Source organism: Lactococcus sp. S-13 (genome assembly GCF_004210295.1).
In the GTDB taxonomy this organism is placed as follows: domain Bacteria; phylum Bacillota; class Bacilli; order Lactobacillales; family Streptococcaceae; genus Lactococcus.
In genome coordinates, this window is sequence record NZ_SDAK01000001.1 from 173,487 (window position 1) to 188,559 (window position 15,073).

The following is a 15,073-nucleotide window of genomic DNA, read 5'->3' on the forward strand; positions in this document are numbered from 1 at the left end:
CACAGCAGGTAGATACTACCTCTTTTTACCATACGCAAAAAATACTTCCAACAGGATTCTTGGAGGTGTTTTATAATGCCTAAAATTCCCTTTGATGACCGCCCTCATAAAAATGAAAAACAAGAATCCATCGACTTTGTAAAGTCCCTCATTGAACAAGCGAGAACTGATGCTCGTGACTCTGATATTCCAAAACTTGAAAAATTGATTCAACTTCTTAACTCGAAAAAATATGGCTTAGTCTGGGAAGAACACGCCGAGTTAGTTGAGGAAGAAATGAAAACGAAAATTCCTGTTTTTGTCGAAGATCAAGGCAAGAAAATCAACGATAATCCAGATTCGGAAGATTTTAATTTTCTTTTAGAGGGAGATAATCTGCACAGCTTGCATCTTTTGGAAAAAACACATCTTGGGAAGATTGATGTAATTTATATTGACCCACCTTATAATACAGGAACTAAAGAAGGAGCATTTCGATATAATGACAAATTGATACTTAACGATGATTCTTATATTCACTCAAAATGGCTTAGCTTTATAAATGTTCGCTTAAAAATTGCTGAAAGATTGCTTACAAATGATGGGGTTCTATTTCTTCATATTGATGAAAATGAATACGCACAAATCAAGTTATTATTAGATGAGTTATTTGGAGAAGATGCCTTTGTAGAAAACTTGATTTGGAATAAGCGCGTCCCTAAAAATGATAAAGGAATCGGTGCAATTCATGAGTATATTTTAGTGTATAGCAAAAACAAAAAGAATGAGTTTTTAGTTGAAAAAGAGGGATTAGAAGAAATTTTTTCTTTAGTAGAAAATGCAAAAAAATCAGGGAAAACACCACTTGAATCACAGAATATGTTAAAGCAGTATTATCGTGAGAATGAATTTCCAAGAGCTATTACACTATATAATAATGTAGACAATAATTATAAGATATTTGGAAAAATTAATATGTCATGGCCAAATGCAAATACTTTTGGACCTAGATATGATGTTTTGCATCCTAAAACTAAAAATCCAGTTAAAGTTCCAGATAGAGGTTGGAGATGGCGTTATGAAACATTGAAAGATGCCTTGAATGGAGATTTTCAAGAATTGGAGGATGGAGGATATTTAAAAGGTAGGATTTGGTATGCAAAAGATGAAAAAACTCAAATATCTAGTATCAATTATCTAGAGGATACCAACAGAATGCTTCTGAGGTCTATTATTTCTTTGAAATCTGACGGTTCACTTGAGTTAGAGAAATTAGGATTTAGAAAAAATGATTTTGCATATGCTAAACCAGTCAGCTTGGCTAAAGAGTTGTTAGAATCAATTACTTTTAGTAATAAAAATGCGATTATTTTAGATTTTTTTGCAGGTTCTGGAACGACTGGACAAGCTGTAGCAGAACTCAACAATGAAGATGGCGGAAATCGTAAATTTATTCTTGCAACAAATAATGAAAATAATATTGCCGAGGAAGTAACTTATGAACGGATGAAACGTGTTTCTTCGGGTACTGAAAAATATGAAGCAAAACCAATGAATTTGAAATATCTCAAAACTGATTTTGTAATCAAAGAAAAATTCCCTAATGTTTCACTCGAATATGAGCTTTTAAGATATATCACACCACTTGTGGAACTTGAATTTACAGTTGACATTGTTAATCCTAAAGTTCAAATTGTGATTACAGATGGACAGCTTGAAAGTTTGATTGAAAATAATGAGCTGGTAGCTTATTCAACTTTGTTCATGCACCCCGATATTTTCCGAGATGCAGAACAAAATCAAGTCTTGTCGGACTTACAAATCAAAGTGCAAGAAATTCCTAATTACTTCTTTGGAATGGAGTTGTGGAGTAAATGATTAAAATTTTCAGCAATGAAACAGAATGGGATATTTTTAAAAACGTACTACAGTCAGAAGGGTTATATGCAAAATCCAAAAAAGAACGAAAACTACTTGATGAAATAACAAAAGCAATTTGGACTGATAATACAAGTACAAGACCTGATTTTATTTCTGATGATTTCATGATTGAGATGTTCGAAATTGATGATATAGTCACTTCTAAGAAGGGAAAAAATAATCCTCAACGTAAGGCAGATGCTAGAGCATTACGGGATGTAGAAAGCTGGATGAGTAATTTTCCAAAGGGCACATTTCATGAAGATTTAATGATTATTGCGCACGGGGATACAAGGTATAACCCTGAAACTGATACTTTTACGCCAGATAATTCTGTTAGCCATCATAACTATGGAGCATATTTGAACAATTTCACTCGAATCTGTAACAAACATTTGGTTAGTGTAGAAGCTTATAGAAAGAACTATCCTAACAAAAAACTTGGATTCTTAATTGTCGATGATTCAACGATGTATTTATCAAAACTAAGAGTTCAAGGTAGAGATATTTTTTTAAGTCTTCCCTTTTTTGATAAAAACTTTATGAAGTCATTTATAAAATCTGACGTTGACTTTGTTGTTTGGGCTTTTAACAATAAATACATGTACACAGAAGAAAACTCAAAGGCACCTGCGCCTTTGCTACCGAATGTAGCTTTAATTAATAAATATAATTACTACAACAAATATTCAAAAAAATTTGATATAAAATCAATGATTTCATTAGAAGAGTGAGGAATCTAAATGATTAATTTAAAATATTTCCAACAAGATGTGGTAGATAAACTTCTTGCCTTTATAGCACCTGAATATGGCGTAAATAACCTAACCATCAAAGCACCAACTGGAGCAGGGAAAACTATCATGCTTTTATCGTGGATTGATGAATATATTCGTTCAACGGCTGATAATGTTGCTTTTGTGTGGTTTACACCAGGTGCTGGCGAATTAGAGGAACAGTCACAAGATAAAGCCAATAATTTTTCAAGCATTAAAGCACAATCTGTTGATGATGCGCTATTAAATGGATTTGAACGAGGTTCTGCTACATTTATCAACTATGAGCGAGTTGTCGGAAAGAAATCAAAAGCAATGCTGACAGATAGTGAGCGTGATAATCTTGTCGATAAGATTGATAAAGCCGTTCAAAATAATCGTCATTTCATCGTGATTATTGATGAAGCACACCGAAATGATACCTCAAAGGCACGTGAAATTATATCCCGATTTAATGCTTCTAAAACGGTACGTGTATCGGCAACGATAGATGATCCGAATACACCTGATACCGTTGAATTTTATCAAGTAGAGGAAGAGGCTGTTATTGCATCAGGTTTGATTACTCGTGCTGTCGTTGTTAATGAAGAAATAGACATCAAACTTGATGGTAAAGATGAATTTGCGATTTTATTTGATGCTGCGGAGAAAAAGCGACAAGCGATTGTAAAAAGTTATTCAGAAAATGGTGTCATTGGTGTAAATCCTTTGGTACTTGTCCAGCTTCCAGATGAATCAACACCTGATTTATCTCTACGCATTGAGCAGCATCTTCAAGAAAAAATGCAAAAAACTTATGAAGATGGAAAACTCGGTATTTGGCTTTCAGAGCAAAAGCGCAATGTCATTGATGTTTCAAAGCTAGATAACAAAGTTGAATATTTGATTATCAAACAAGCGATTGCAACAGGTTGGGATGCCCCACGAGCAAAAATTCTTATTAAAATACGTGAGAATATGGGTGAACAGTTTACAATTCAAACGCTTGGACGGATTCGCCGTATGCCTCAACCTTGGCGTGGGCATTATGATATAGATGTTCTGGATAATGCTTATCTTTATACTTTCGACACAGATTTCTTAAATGGCGCATTTGCACAAGGTGGAGCAGTTGCACCAACTCCTTTGCTTGATCTCAAAGATAAAGCAAAAAGTTTAAAATTGACTTCTGAGCGTGTGCTTCAATATGATGCGGTATTAAACGAAAAATTGATTTTGAATAATGTATATGATGGACTAAAGAAACGTTTAAACTTTACAGAAGATTTAGATGCAAACTATCTCATCTTAAAAAATCAAGGCTATACCATGGGCGATGAAATTGTTACAACTTTTAAGCAAGGGCGCTTTGATACACTTGAACACGTTGATAAATTGCAAGACCGTGAACGATATATAAAAGCTGATTATCAAGATAACCGTATTGATTTGCTTCATGCGTTCCATGAACTCGACCGTGTGTTACATCTGCCTGTTTCAAAAATTGAAGCAATGCTTAGAATTTTCTTCTTGTTTGGCGATAATCGAAGAAAAAATACCATTACCAAAATGTCAGCGAATGAATGGACGGCATTTATCTTAAATAACTGGCGAGAACTGCGAGAAGAATTTAGAAAAACGGATGTTGCGCAATCTGTTCAGGGAAGTTTTGATTTGAATAATATTCAGAAAAATGATTTTACTATTCCATTGATTGAGCGTTATACTTATAATCCCAAACTAGCAGATGCAAAAATTGTTGAAACAAGTGCTTATGAAAAATATACAACTGCATCTATTGCTGTTCGTCCAAGTATTGTTGAACGCTTGATGGAACGATGGCTTGAAGAACATTTTGAAAATGTTGATTTTGTTTATAAAAATGGAGATAAGGGCACGCAATACTTTTCGCTTGTTTATACTACAAATGGTGGTGCTTCTCATTTCTATCCTGACTTCATTGTTCAAATGAAAAACGGAGATATTTATATCATTGAAACGAAAGGTGGAGAAAATAATAAAGGACAAGATAAGAATATTGACCCTTATGCAACTGCAAAATATGAAGCATTAAAAAAATATGCTTCAGAATATAATTGCAGATGGGCATTTGTTCGTGATGTGAATGAAGAACTATTTTATCTTAATGATGGTGAATGGGAAGATGAGATGGTAGCTGATAAATGGAAACCTGTTGCCGAATTGTTTGGTATGTAAAATGGCAAAGAAAGTTGAATTTCAAAATACAAGTCAATTTATTTTTAGATTAACCTCTGAAAGATTAAGGAAGAAAAAGGAGAAATTAAATTCTGAAAGATTAAAAAATAAAGAAAAGAAATTGACAGACTATAATATTGCTGGATTTAGTTCAAAGAAAAACTATGATGATGCTGAAAGTTATCAGAGAGAGTATGACATAAATGTTATTTCAAAAATCATGGTTAATGACCAAAAGGATAAAAAAACAAAGTATCTAATACCTGCGAAATACTACACGCAATTAGCAAATGTTTTAGAGTTTTCTAGCATTCACGAAATGCTATGGGGAAGCGAAGAAGAAATTAAACAATATTTAGAAGATATGTTTTTCCAAATATTCCAAGATGGCATTAACAGTAACAACATTATCATAAAGACTTCTTTCACGGATTTAGCCTATAATTTGAATGAAGTAGTCACTGATGTACCCCAGTTTATTTATAATAATATTAAGAAAGAACTGAATGATGAATTTTTAGACTTCACAAAAGCAATTAATGTAACAAATCTTATATTCCAAATAGCTGAAACAAATGAATGGATTTTTGATGAAAGAACATCAAAAGTCCTAGATGGAACAGAATTCAATGAATATCTTGGTTTTAAAAAATTAAATGATGCCTTAGAAAATTTCTCTGAAAAAAAAATTGTTCCTTTACTAAAAATTGAGCTTATTAAGTTATTGTAAGTAAATATTTTTTCATGACCTGTCTTAATTGGCAGGTTTTTTCGCATCTGTTCAAAAAATAGGTGCTTTTTTTATTTTTTTAGAAACACTTTTGCACAGATTTAGCAACTGATGAAAATTTAATAGAATAAATCTATCGAAGCGCTTCGGTAGATGCAATGAGGTTGCGAACTCTACCATAAAATATTGATGTAGCTAGTCGCAAATGGTTACTGGAGGGAATTTATGTTGCTAGGACAAACAAAATTATCTGAAGTTGTTATTTCAAATGTTGTAGTACCCAAAACTGCGACGATTCAAGCGGTCAGTAAGTCACCACGTTACGCTGAATCAGGTGAACCAATCCAAGGCTCTGTGGCTAAAATCTCTTGTCAATTCATTGATTCAGATTTGGCAAAAATCATTCAAAAATCTGGCGCAGACATTTCAGAGCTAAAGACATACCCGCTTGAATTGATTGGCAGTGAACAAGATTTGATTGAACTTTCAGCCAGTGATTTAGTTGGATCAGAAATCTTATTGAAAGATGCAAAGGTCATGTTGAAGTGGGAACAAGGGCAAGGAAGAAATGCCGGAGGTTGGCGTAGTCTGAAATTAGTATTAGACATCAGCGAAAAAGAAAGTGAAGGTAAGTAAGATGAACAAAAAAGAACTAAGTGTTTGGGCATATTTGAATGAAATTGAATACTGCTTGAAAGATGATACTTATAACAAAAAACGTGCTTTAGATTTAATTTCTATTGCTAGGGACATCCTAACTGGAAAGATGAAAGGAGAGTTTGACGACTGTGAAGATTGAAAAGTTTGTTGAATGGTTTACTCGATTGCCTCCAATGTGGGGCTTTTCGAGCAAATTGACTGTTGATAAGAATCAAGCTCAAATTTCATACAAAAAGAAACAATGTTATCTACTTGTTTTAAAAATTTGGATTGTCCTTACCATTTTGATAATGATTTGGTGCAATTCCATAAATATTCTACTTAGCATTTCACAAGGAAAACTAATTTTTGATAAATTCCCTCTTATGGTGATGTTGACAGTTCTCATTTTAGGAATACTTGTAACTTTATTATGGAACTTCTTTCATTCCCGATTTTCTCCAATTGAGAAATGGAAATTAGAATCGCTTTTGAGAAATTTTACAGAAGAAGCCAATATATTAACACAACATGATGATTCATTTAATTTTACTAAATCTGTTAAATGGATTTATTCGGCATCAGAACAAAAAATCACAATAACTCTAAAAACTGGCGGGCATGTTCATTTTGAAATGGAAAAAGATATTGCACGTAGATTACTAGGTTTCTTGATGAAAGAAACGAATGATGTTTGGATTCTAGAAGACAATAGCATAAAAAGTGGTTCAATTAAAATGGTATTTTCTCATCATGCGGATGAACGAATAGCAATTGATGATTTAAGGAAACTCAAAAAATCTAATATGGTTTATATCCCACTAACGACACAACTTTCATGGGATATTAAGAAGCAACCGCAGATAGGTATTTTCGGTAAAACTGGTAGCGGAAAAACCAGCTTAATAAAATCTATCATTATTTCTTTTATGGCGAATGACAATAACAATAAACTCATGCTCATAGATGGAAAAGCATCTTTTCTAGCACAATCAGGAAAATTTGCAAAAATCCCCACCGCCACTACTGCAGAGGCTTGCTTAAAATTATTAGATAATGCTATTGCAATTATGAATCAACGCTATGATGAAATGAATCGTGACTTGGCAGATGAAAATGATGTAACCTTTATCGAGAAATTTCCTAATAAAGGAACGATTTTAATTGCTTGCGATGAACTACTAGCTCTTGCTTCTGCAACGCAGGCATCAGATAAGTTGAAAAAGCCAGCGGATAGATTAATGCCACAAATTTCAGATAGAATTCTATCTCTTATTGTCAAATCAAGACAAGCATCAATCGCATTGCTAATCTCAGGACAAGCCTTTCCAGCTAGCCTTTTAGGAGATACAACAGTACGCAGTAACTTAGGTATGATTGTGAATCTCGGAAAAACCTCGCAACTTCAAGCACAGGAGCTTTTTTCCATGAACTTGAAAGATTTACCTCAAGCAGATTCATCAAATTACGAGGGAATTATTTGGCTAGATGCCCTTAATTGGGAAACACCCAGAGTATTTTACTCTCCCTATTATGACGATGAAAAATTACCTTTTAAAGCAACTTTACTAAAATTAACTGAGGCGCAGGGCGGTGGCTCGCCACAAGCCCAATGACGACTCAGTTAGTCTTGCGTGTACTACTTGACATACACGCAAGATAAGCTGATGAAATACGAGTAATGGATATGAAGAAATATAATTCAAAAATAATAATGTTTGAAGACCATATTGAAATTATCAAATATGGTACAAATCGAATAACAGTACCATCTGATAAAAATGATAGAAATATAAAAGCTCATAATGATAGTGATGATGAAGAACGGCAAAAAAGACGTGCTTTGGAACAAGCTTTTCGGATAAAGCGGAAAATAAAATATTATTGTCAGTCCAATGATTTTGATTTATTTTGGACTTTAACATTAGATGATACCAAAGTAAATGCTAAGGATTATACCTACTCAAGGAAAAGACTTCAAGCATGGTTAAAGTATCAAAGGGAAAAATATGGCAAATTTGATTTTCTCTTTGTTCCTGAACTTCATAAATCAGGGCGAATACATTTCCATGGTGTTACAGGTAAACTCTCCCCACCGCTTATTGAAGCTCGTTACCTAAAAAGTAATCGACTTATTCAGAAAAATGGAATGCAGATATATAATGCCGAAAACTGGGAAAATGGCTTTAGCACTGTATCTAAAATTCAGAGTAAAGAAAAAGCATCAAGTTACATTGCAAAATATATCACGGCAGAATTAATTGAAGTGCCTAGTGCGTTTAATCAGCCTAGATATTTTGTAAGTCGTGGATTGAAACAACCTGAAATTTCTTATGAGGAGCTTTCAGATAATTATTTCAAAGATTTCAAGCCATCATTTGTTGTAGGTGAGAAAAATTTACTTGATAATGAATTTAAAGCTGATGTTTCTATATATCGCATTGACATTTCAGAAGAAGGTGAACTGATTCAAAACTCCCCTCCTGAAACAGTATGGAAATTAAGAAACACAAAAAGCCCTGACGGCAATCAGGACTTCCAAAAATAATTTTGTAAAGTCATTATATCATATTTGGTTGATGACAGATTGAGGTACGATATGAAAATAAAAAATACGTCTATTGAAAATGATGCTGTTTGGACGAACAAGAAAGGGATTTTAATGCGTTACGAAAATCTCAATATTTACACCCTGAACCGTTGGTTATCTGAAATGCGTGACAATAAACGCTTTAGAAATGGTGTAATCAATCCAACGCATAAGTTAGTCTTTATAAACCTAGAAATTTTTGAAGATTTTCTTTATTGGAAACAGCATGGCTACTCAAGAGTTATGGCAAAATAGCACAAATAATGGTAAAATGAAACTTGCTAATCAAATTCTATTTTATCATCTTTCATATCGTCACTTGGAAAGGATAAAGTATGTATTTTGAAGAAAGAAAAAATAAAGGTGGGAAATTATTTTATGTAGCTGCTGAACGATATGTTGACCCACTAACAGGTAAGAAAAAGCGTGCATCTGTGGTGTATCACAAGAATACGGCACGAGCAAGACGGCAAGCTGAACGTGAGTTAATTGATAAAATTGATGAAATTATTTCTAAAAAACAAGGATTTTTCAAAGGTTCATCAATGACTACATTTCTTGATTTAAAAACAAGTTGGTTTGAAGTTTGGCAAACTACTGTTAAAATTCAAACTGTCAAACGTGAAAAACTTGTTATCAATAGGCTTTCAGATCTGATAGCTGATGATATTTTACTTGAAAATATTACACCGCTACTCATTCAAAATTGTTTAAATGAGTATAGAGAAAAGTATCAATCCACACACTCAACGATGCAACATATCAAATGCACGCTGAATAAAATTTTTGATTATGGTGTTTTGCATAATGCTATTCCTTTTTCTCCATCAAAGGTTGTTAAACTAAATGCAACTGTTGAAGAAAAACGTGCGAAAAAACAGCGACTTGAAAAGAAATTTTTAGATGAGCATGAAGTGAGAGCTTTTTTGTCAGAACTGAAAATGCGAAGAAATCAGAATTACTATGACCTTGCTTTATTTCTTATTGGTACTGGCTGTCGTATTGGAGAGGCATCAGCTTTGACTGCTTCTGACATTGATTTTGATAATCATTTGGTTACGATTGATAAATCATTACAGGCACATGATTTAAAAATTGATGAGTTTTATCTTGATACAACTAAGACAGACGCAGGTGAACGTGTAGAACAGCTTCCTGAATTTGTTATACAAGCTCTAAAGCGAGTTATCGAACGAAATAAACAGTTGGATGAACACATGGATAATTTTCCATCACAAGCCTTTAGAAAGTTTGATTTTCTTTTTAGAACTGAGTATGGTGCACCGATTACTTCACACAGTTTTAGAGAAATTTTGGGTCGAGTAAATAAAGTTTTGAAAAAAGACTGCAAAGAAAAATATGGTTTTGAATGGACTAAAAATGCTATTCCTCATAGCTTTAGGCATATTCATATTTCAGTATTACGCAATGACCCAACAGTTCCTTTAAAAGAGGTTCAAGCTCGTGTAGGACACGTTCAAGAAGCGACAACAAATGGATATACTCATTTGATGAGTGCATCACAACAAAAATCAGTTGAAGCAATTAGTCGCTTTATTGATAAAGTGGAAGTAAATGAAAGCAAAATATGCTGATTCAGCAATTTTGCCCAAAAACTGCCCAAAAATAAAAAATTAAATTATCAAAGCTCGAAAAGCCTTGATACACAAGGAGTTATAAGAATGAGTAATATCCAATGGTTTCCAGGGCATATGTCCAAAGCACGGCGACAGGTGCAGGAAAATTTAAAATATGTGGACTTTGTGATTGAATTGGTGGACGCACGTTTGCCGATGGCTTCACGTAATCCAATGTTGAGTCAAATTATTGGGGACAAGCCACGAATTATTGCGCTGAATAAGGTTGATTTGGCGGATCCGGTGGCTGTTGCGTCTTGGATTGAGTATTTTGATGCGCAGGGTTTTGTGACTTTGGCAATCAATTCTAAAGAAGAATATACGGCAAAAAGATTGACTGTAGCTGCGAAGCGATTGATGGCTGATAAAATGGCGCATGATAAAGAGCGAGGGATTGCGCGTACGACTTTGCGTACAATGATTATCGGGATTCCTAATGCTGGGAAGTCAACATTGATGAATCGCTTGGCGGGCAAAAAAGTAGCTGTCACAGGAAATCGTCCGGGTGTGACTAAGGGACAGCAGTGGATTCGAACAAATAAGGAGCTAGAACTGTTAGACACACCAGGGATTCTGTGGCCGAAGTTTGAGGATCAATTGGTTGGTTTGAAACTGGCTTTGACAGGGGCAATCAAAGATGACTTGTTGCCAATGGATGAAGTGACAATTTTTGGTTTGACTCATTTTTTGAAAAATTATCGTTCGGTGACGATGAAGCGTTATCGAATGAGCGAGGAAGATTTGGAGTTGGAGATTCCTGAGTTGATCATGGAATTGACTGCGCGATTTGGTTTTCGAGATGATTATGATCGTTTTTATACGATGTTTGTCAAAGATGTTCGGGATGGTAAACTTGGGCTTTTCTGTTTGGATGAAGTAGTAGCTGACTGAACCTAATTTCACAAAAAAATAAGCAGAGAATTTGCTGACGTAAATTTCTAGAAGTGTTTTACGTAATTATTATTATGTAAAATCACTGACGGAAATTACGTCAGTGATTTTTTGAAGAAATGAGGAGAGAGGGAAATAATGGCGCAGACCATAAAGGATATAAAAGTGATTTTGTCAGGCTTGACAGACTTGTCAGCACCTGAATTTACTGCGTTTGAAGCAGACGAACGCTCAGGGGTAATTTCAGCAATCAAACAACGCAAGAAGCAAATATTGGCGGAGCTTGCAGAAAATGAGCGCCTTGAGCGGATGTTGGAATTTGAAAAAAACTTGTATACTCAGGGTATTGAACTGATTGCAGGAATTGATGAGGTGGGGCGCGGCCCTCTTGCTGGTCCAGTGGTTGCGGCGGCGGTTATCTTGCCTAAAAATTGTAAAATTCGTGGTCTAAATGATAGCAAAAAGGTACCAAAATCACGGCACCATGAGATGTTTTCTGAGATTCAAAAATCAGCTTTGGCAATTGGCATTGGAGTGGTTGATGCAGCAAAAATTGATGAAATCAACATTTATGAAGCAACAAAATTAGCCATGATTCAAGCACTACAAAAGCTCAAAATCCAGCCAGAGCATTTGTTAATTGATGCGATGCAGTTGGATTTTCCCGTGGCACAGACAAAAATTATTCACGGAGACGCAAAGTCTTTATCAATTGCAGCAGCGTCAATTGTTGCCAAGGTGACACGTGACGAGATGATGAATGATTTTGCTTTGAGTTATCCGGCGTATGATTTTGAACATAATGCCGGCTATGGGACGGCGAAACATTTGGCGGCGCTTGAAAAACAAGGGATTACGCCGATTCATCGTAAGTCTTATGAACCTATTAAATCAATGGTAAATGTTAAAAAATAAGTTCCAAAAGTTAGAATTGGTTTAACTTTTGGAACTTACAGGACTTAGGCTGACTTTTTAGTTGGCTTTTTTACTGACTTCAACTTCAAGGAGAAATGTTTGAATGGTTTCAATAGGAAGATCGAAGTGTTCAGCGATATCTTCAATTTTCATCCCTTGGGCAAAAGAGCGTTGCACAAGAACAGGGAGACTCTGAGCGACTTCGATTGTGTGTCCATCATAGTCGTAAAAGCGCATAGTCCGCGTGCCGTAGCCCGAATCGATAGGTTTGTGAATCCAATCCACGACAATTTTTGAAGTGAGCAGCGTATGAAAAGCGTCTAAATCGTCCACTTCAAAATAAAGTTGTGAGGTGTTGGCTCGTCGTGTGGTTTTGAAATGCGGATGTTTATCGACTTGAAGCCAACTCAGATAAGCACTTTCTGAGGCAAGACTAATGCCGCTTTCATAAGTAATGATTTGTTCGTTGCAGTCCGTATTGTCAATGGGGATTTGATCAAGCAAATTTTCATAAAAAGCTCGCGCGCGCTGGAAGTTTTTTACTGTCAGTAAGACACCTTCAAATTTGAGTTTTGTCATATTTGTTCTCCATTTCTTAAGTTAATATCATAATTTTATCATGAAATTATTAGAGACGAAAACAATATGCAAAATGAAGCAAAAAAGTTAGAAAAAATGCTGACGTAAATTTACGTCAGCATTTTTTCTAGCAAATTTTGCCAAATCAGGAATCCGTCAGTATTTTCTCTCGTAATATTTGTCCAAAAGTTCCATTTTCAAAGGCGTAAGTTTGGTTAAAGGGGCAGTCAACTTTGTGCGTAAGAAAAGTTTGTCTTCAATGTTAACAATCCCTGCAAATTGAGCTTGGGGATAGTTGGCGTTGACAGCCAAAATGTGCGCCTTGACCTCAGCTAAAGTCTCATTAGTGACTGCGACATCAAGGTTAATGGTTCGTTCTTTATAAGAATAGTTTTTGAGTGCCGCGATATTTCGGTTGGGAATAAAAGTCGTTGCGCCGTCATCGCCAATCAAAGTGATAGAGCGGATACCAACGGTTTTTACTACACCTTCAATATCTAGACCAGCAAAAACTACCGTATCTCCAACGTTAATCTGATGTTCAACGATGATAAAAAAGCCATTGATAATGTCAGCGACTAAGTCACGTCCAGCAAAACCAAGCGCCACACCAAGAATCCCAGCACCCGCTAAAACATTGCCTACGGGAATTCCGATTAGTCCAAGCACGGTGTAAATATAGAGAAAGACCGTTAAATAATGTAGCGCGCTAGTGGTCAATCGCGAGAGGGTCAAAATACGGGAAGTGTCCGTCCAGCGTTGCTCACTGTAATTTTTAAATAGCCTTTTGACAATGCGACTGCTTGCTTGGTAGAGAATGAAAAAAAGTAAGCTGACCAAAATGATTGTCAGCAATTTATCTAGTAAAAGACCACCTAAATCTTGCCAATTTGTGCGTAAAATGTTCATGATTCCTCCATTTTATTCTTTAAAAAAAGGCTTGAAAATCCTATAATTATCAAGTTTTGCAGAAAAATAAATTTAAATTGTTTGAAATTTTATTGACTATCGTGAATATTTCCTTGTTTTATTTTTCAGAAAAGAATATAATCTATTATAACAAAAAAATTTTGGAGGATGTTATCGTAATGGAATTAGATTGGGAAAATTTAGGATTTAAATATCGAAACTTGCCATTTCGCTATGTGGCACATTATAAAGATGGAAAATGGGATGCAGGCAACTTAACTGCGGATAATCAATTGCACTTGAGCGAATCTTCACCAGCCTTACATTATGGTCAACAAGGTTTTGAAGGTTTGAAAGCCTACCGCACTAAAGATGGATCAATTCAACTGTTCCGTCCAGATCAAAATGCAGCACGTTTGCAAAAAACAGCTCGCCGCCTTTGCATGGCGGAAGTTTCGACAGAAATGTTTATCGATGCTATCAAACAAGTTGTTAAAGCAAATGAAGAATTTGTTCCGCCATATGGTACTGGTGCGACCTTGTATTTGCGTCCTTTATTAATTGGTGTGGGGGATATCATTGGTGTTCAACCTGCGACAGAATACTTGTTCACGGTGTTTGCAATGCCTGTTGGGTCTTACTTCAAAGGCGGATTGGCACCTTCAAACTTTGTAATTTCTCGTGAATACGACCGTGCCGCTCCTTTAGGGACTGGTGGTGCAAAGGTTGGGGGAAATTACGCCGCTTCTTTACAAGCCGAAGTTGGCGCTAAAAAATCAGGTTATGCTGATGCCATTTACCTTGACCCAACAACTCACACAAAGATTGAAGAAGTTGGCGCAGCGAATTTCTTTGGAATCACTGCGGATGGTGAATTTATCACACCGTTGAGTCCATCAATCTTGCCATCGATTACAAAATATTCCCTCTTGTATTTGGCAGAACACCGTCTGGGCTTGAAAGCGACAGAAGGCGAAGTCTTGGTTAAAGACTTAGGCAAATTCGTAGAAGCAGGAGCTTGTGGAACGGCAGCAATTATTTCACCAATCGGACGAATTGATGATGGAGAAACTTCTTACACTTTCCATTCGGAGACAGAAGTAGGTCCAACCATTAAAAAATTGTATGATGAATTAGTTGGTATTCAATTTGGCGACGTTGAAGCCCCAGAGGGCTGGATTGTCAAAGTAGACTAAAGAAGTAGTGAAGTGGGGCTGAGGGAAAATTCTCAGTCCTTTTTTTAATACGTGTAAAAAGTCTTTTACATTTATATAGAATAGTCAGAAAATATTGATATTTCATAAAAATTTTA

Annotated in this window: 15 protein-coding genes; 13 read left to right on the plus strand and 2 right to left on the minus strand. The window is 35.4% G+C overall.

The window, feature by feature from the left end:
• Nucleotides 1-75: 75 nt before the first annotated feature.
• The 12 genes from EQJ87_RS00925 to EQJ87_RS00975 all read left to right on the plus strand — a co-directional run bounded on the left by EQJ87_RS00925 (nucleotide 76) and on the right by EQJ87_RS00975 (nucleotide 12,273).
• Nucleotides 76-1,857, plus strand: a complete 1,782-nt coding sequence (locus tag EQJ87_RS00925) for a site-specific DNA-methyltransferase (protein ID WP_130122918.1) — start codon at nucleotides 76-78, stop codon at nucleotides 1,855-1,857.
• On the plus strand, nucleotides 1,854-2,633 hold the full coding sequence (locus EQJ87_RS00930; RefSeq protein WP_130122919.1) for a hypothetical protein: 780 nt from the start codon (nucleotides 1,854-1,856) through the stop codon (nucleotides 2,631-2,633). Before EQJ87_RS00925 ends, EQJ87_RS00930 begins: the two co-directional genes overlap by 4 nt.
• 9 nt (nucleotides 2,634-2,642) lie before the next feature.
• Complete coding sequence (locus EQJ87_RS00935; protein WP_130122920.1) at nucleotides 2,643-4,871, plus strand: DEAD/DEAH box helicase; 2,229 nt, start codon at nucleotides 2,643-2,645, stop codon at nucleotides 4,869-4,871.
• A gap of 1 nt (nucleotide 4,872) precedes the next feature.
• On the plus strand, nucleotides 4,873-5,601 hold the full coding sequence (locus EQJ87_RS00940; protein ID WP_130122921.1) for a hypothetical protein: 729 nt from the start codon (nucleotides 4,873-4,875) through the stop codon (nucleotides 5,599-5,601).
• Nucleotides 5,602-5,826: 225 nt separating this feature from the next.
• Entirely contained in the window at nucleotides 5,827-6,237 is a 411-nt protein-coding gene (locus tag EQJ87_RS00945) for a hypothetical protein (RefSeq protein ID WP_130122922.1), read from the plus strand.
• 1 nt (nucleotide 6,238) lies between these two features.
• A complete protein-coding gene (locus EQJ87_RS11470) occupies nucleotides 6,239-6,400 on the plus strand; it encodes a hypothetical protein (RefSeq protein WP_190289013.1) in 162 nt (53 codons plus the stop codon).
• Nucleotides 6,390-7,856, plus strand: a complete 1,467-nt coding sequence (locus tag EQJ87_RS00950; protein WP_223804467.1) for an FtsK/SpoIIIE domain-containing protein — start codon at nucleotides 6,390-6,392, stop codon at nucleotides 7,854-7,856. Before EQJ87_RS11470 ends, EQJ87_RS00950 begins: the two co-directional genes overlap by 11 nt.
• A gap of 65 nt (nucleotides 7,857-7,921) precedes the next feature.
• On the plus strand, nucleotides 7,922-8,788 hold the full coding sequence (locus tag EQJ87_RS00955) for a rolling circle replication-associated protein (RefSeq protein WP_130122923.1): 867 nt from the start codon (nucleotides 7,922-7,924) through the stop codon (nucleotides 8,786-8,788).
• A 51-nt stretch (nucleotides 8,789-8,839) separates the two neighbouring features.
• Nucleotides 8,840-9,085, plus strand: coding sequence for a DNA-binding protein (locus tag EQJ87_RS00960; protein ID WP_130122924.1), 246 nt, complete (start codon nucleotides 8,840-8,842; stop codon nucleotides 9,083-9,085).
• A gap of 80 nt (nucleotides 9,086-9,165) precedes the next feature.
• Nucleotides 9,166-10,425 carry a tyrosine-type recombinase/integrase gene (locus EQJ87_RS00965; RefSeq protein WP_130122925.1) on the plus strand — a complete coding sequence of 420 codons (1,260 nt, stop codon included), beginning with the start codon at nucleotides 9,166-9,168 and terminating at the stop codon, nucleotides 10,423-10,425.
• Between the two features lie 87 nt (nucleotides 10,426-10,512).
• A complete protein-coding gene (gene ylqF, locus EQJ87_RS00970) occupies nucleotides 10,513-11,358 on the plus strand; it encodes a ribosome biogenesis GTPase YlqF (protein ID WP_130122926.1) in 846 nt (281 codons plus the stop codon).
• Between the two features lie 138 nt (nucleotides 11,359-11,496).
• A complete protein-coding gene (locus EQJ87_RS00975; RefSeq protein WP_130122927.1) occupies nucleotides 11,497-12,273 on the plus strand; it encodes a ribonuclease HII in 777 nt (258 codons plus the stop codon).
• A 57-nt stretch (nucleotides 12,274-12,330) separates the two neighbouring features.
• Here the strand turns inward: EQJ87_RS00975 and EQJ87_RS00980 are convergent, their stop codons facing one another.
• On the minus strand, nucleotides 12,331-12,852 hold the full coding sequence (locus EQJ87_RS00980) for a VOC family protein (RefSeq protein WP_130122928.1): 522 nt from the start codon (nucleotides 12,850-12,852) through the stop codon (nucleotides 12,331-12,333).
• Nucleotides 12,853-13,008: 156 nt separating this feature from the next.
• Nucleotides 13,009-13,761, minus strand: coding sequence for a mechanosensitive ion channel family protein (locus EQJ87_RS00985; RefSeq protein ID WP_130122929.1), 753 nt, complete (start codon nucleotides 13,759-13,761; stop codon nucleotides 13,009-13,011).
• 173 nt (nucleotides 13,762-13,934) lie between these two features.
• Between EQJ87_RS00985 and EQJ87_RS00990 the strand changes: the two genes are divergently transcribed.
• The gene (locus tag EQJ87_RS00990; protein ID WP_130124550.1) at nucleotides 13,935-14,957 is read left to right on the plus strand and encodes a branched-chain amino acid aminotransferase; all 1,023 of its coding nucleotides are present in this window, start codon (nucleotides 13,935-13,937) and stop codon (nucleotides 14,955-14,957) included.
• Nucleotides 14,958-15,073: the final 116 nt, after the last annotated feature.

What these genes read in the sequence shown, in the direction of transcription:
- EQJ87_RS00925 (WP_130122918.1), top strand. Translation starts at nt 76, where the DNA reads ATGCCTAAAATTCCCTTTGATGACCGCCCTCATAAAAATGAAAAACAA.
- EQJ87_RS00930 (WP_130122919.1), top strand. Translation starts at nt 1,854, where the DNA reads ATGATTAAAATTTTCAGCAATGAAACAGAATGGGATATTTTTAAAAAC.
- EQJ87_RS00935 (WP_130122920.1), top strand. Translation starts at nt 2,643, where the DNA reads ATGATTAATTTAAAATATTTCCAACAAGATGTGGTAGATAAACTTCTT.
- EQJ87_RS00940 (WP_130122921.1), top strand. Translation starts at nt 4,873, where the DNA reads ATGGCAAAGAAAGTTGAATTTCAAAATACAAGTCAATTTATTTTTAGA.
- EQJ87_RS00945 (WP_130122922.1), top strand. Translation starts at nt 5,827, where the DNA reads ATGTTGCTAGGACAAACAAAATTATCTGAAGTTGTTATTTCAAATGTT.
- EQJ87_RS11470 (WP_190289013.1), top strand. Translation starts at nt 6,239, where the DNA reads ATGAACAAAAAAGAACTAAGTGTTTGGGCATATTTGAATGAAATTGAA.
- EQJ87_RS00955 (WP_130122923.1), top strand. Translation starts at nt 7,922, where the DNA reads ATGGATATGAAGAAATATAATTCAAAAATAATAATGTTTGAAGACCAT.
- EQJ87_RS00960 (WP_130122924.1), top strand. Translation starts at nt 8,840, where the DNA reads ATGAAAATAAAAAATACGTCTATTGAAAATGATGCTGTTTGGACGAAC.
- EQJ87_RS00965 (WP_130122925.1), top strand. Translation starts at nt 9,166, where the DNA reads ATGTATTTTGAAGAAAGAAAAAATAAAGGTGGGAAATTATTTTATGTA.
- ylqF (WP_130122926.1), top strand. Translation starts at nt 10,513, where the DNA reads ATGAGTAATATCCAATGGTTTCCAGGGCATATGTCCAAAGCACGGCGA.
- EQJ87_RS00975 (WP_130122927.1), top strand. Translation starts at nt 11,497, where the DNA reads ATGGCGCAGACCATAAAGGATATAAAAGTGATTTTGTCAGGCTTGACA.
- EQJ87_RS00980 (WP_130122928.1), bottom strand. Translation starts at nt 12,852, where the DNA reads ATGACAAAACTCAAATTTGAAGGTGTCTTACTGACAGTAAAAAACTTC.
- EQJ87_RS00985 (WP_130122929.1), bottom strand. Translation starts at nt 13,761, where the DNA reads ATGAACATTTTACGCACAAATTGGCAAGATTTAGGTGGTCTTTTACTA.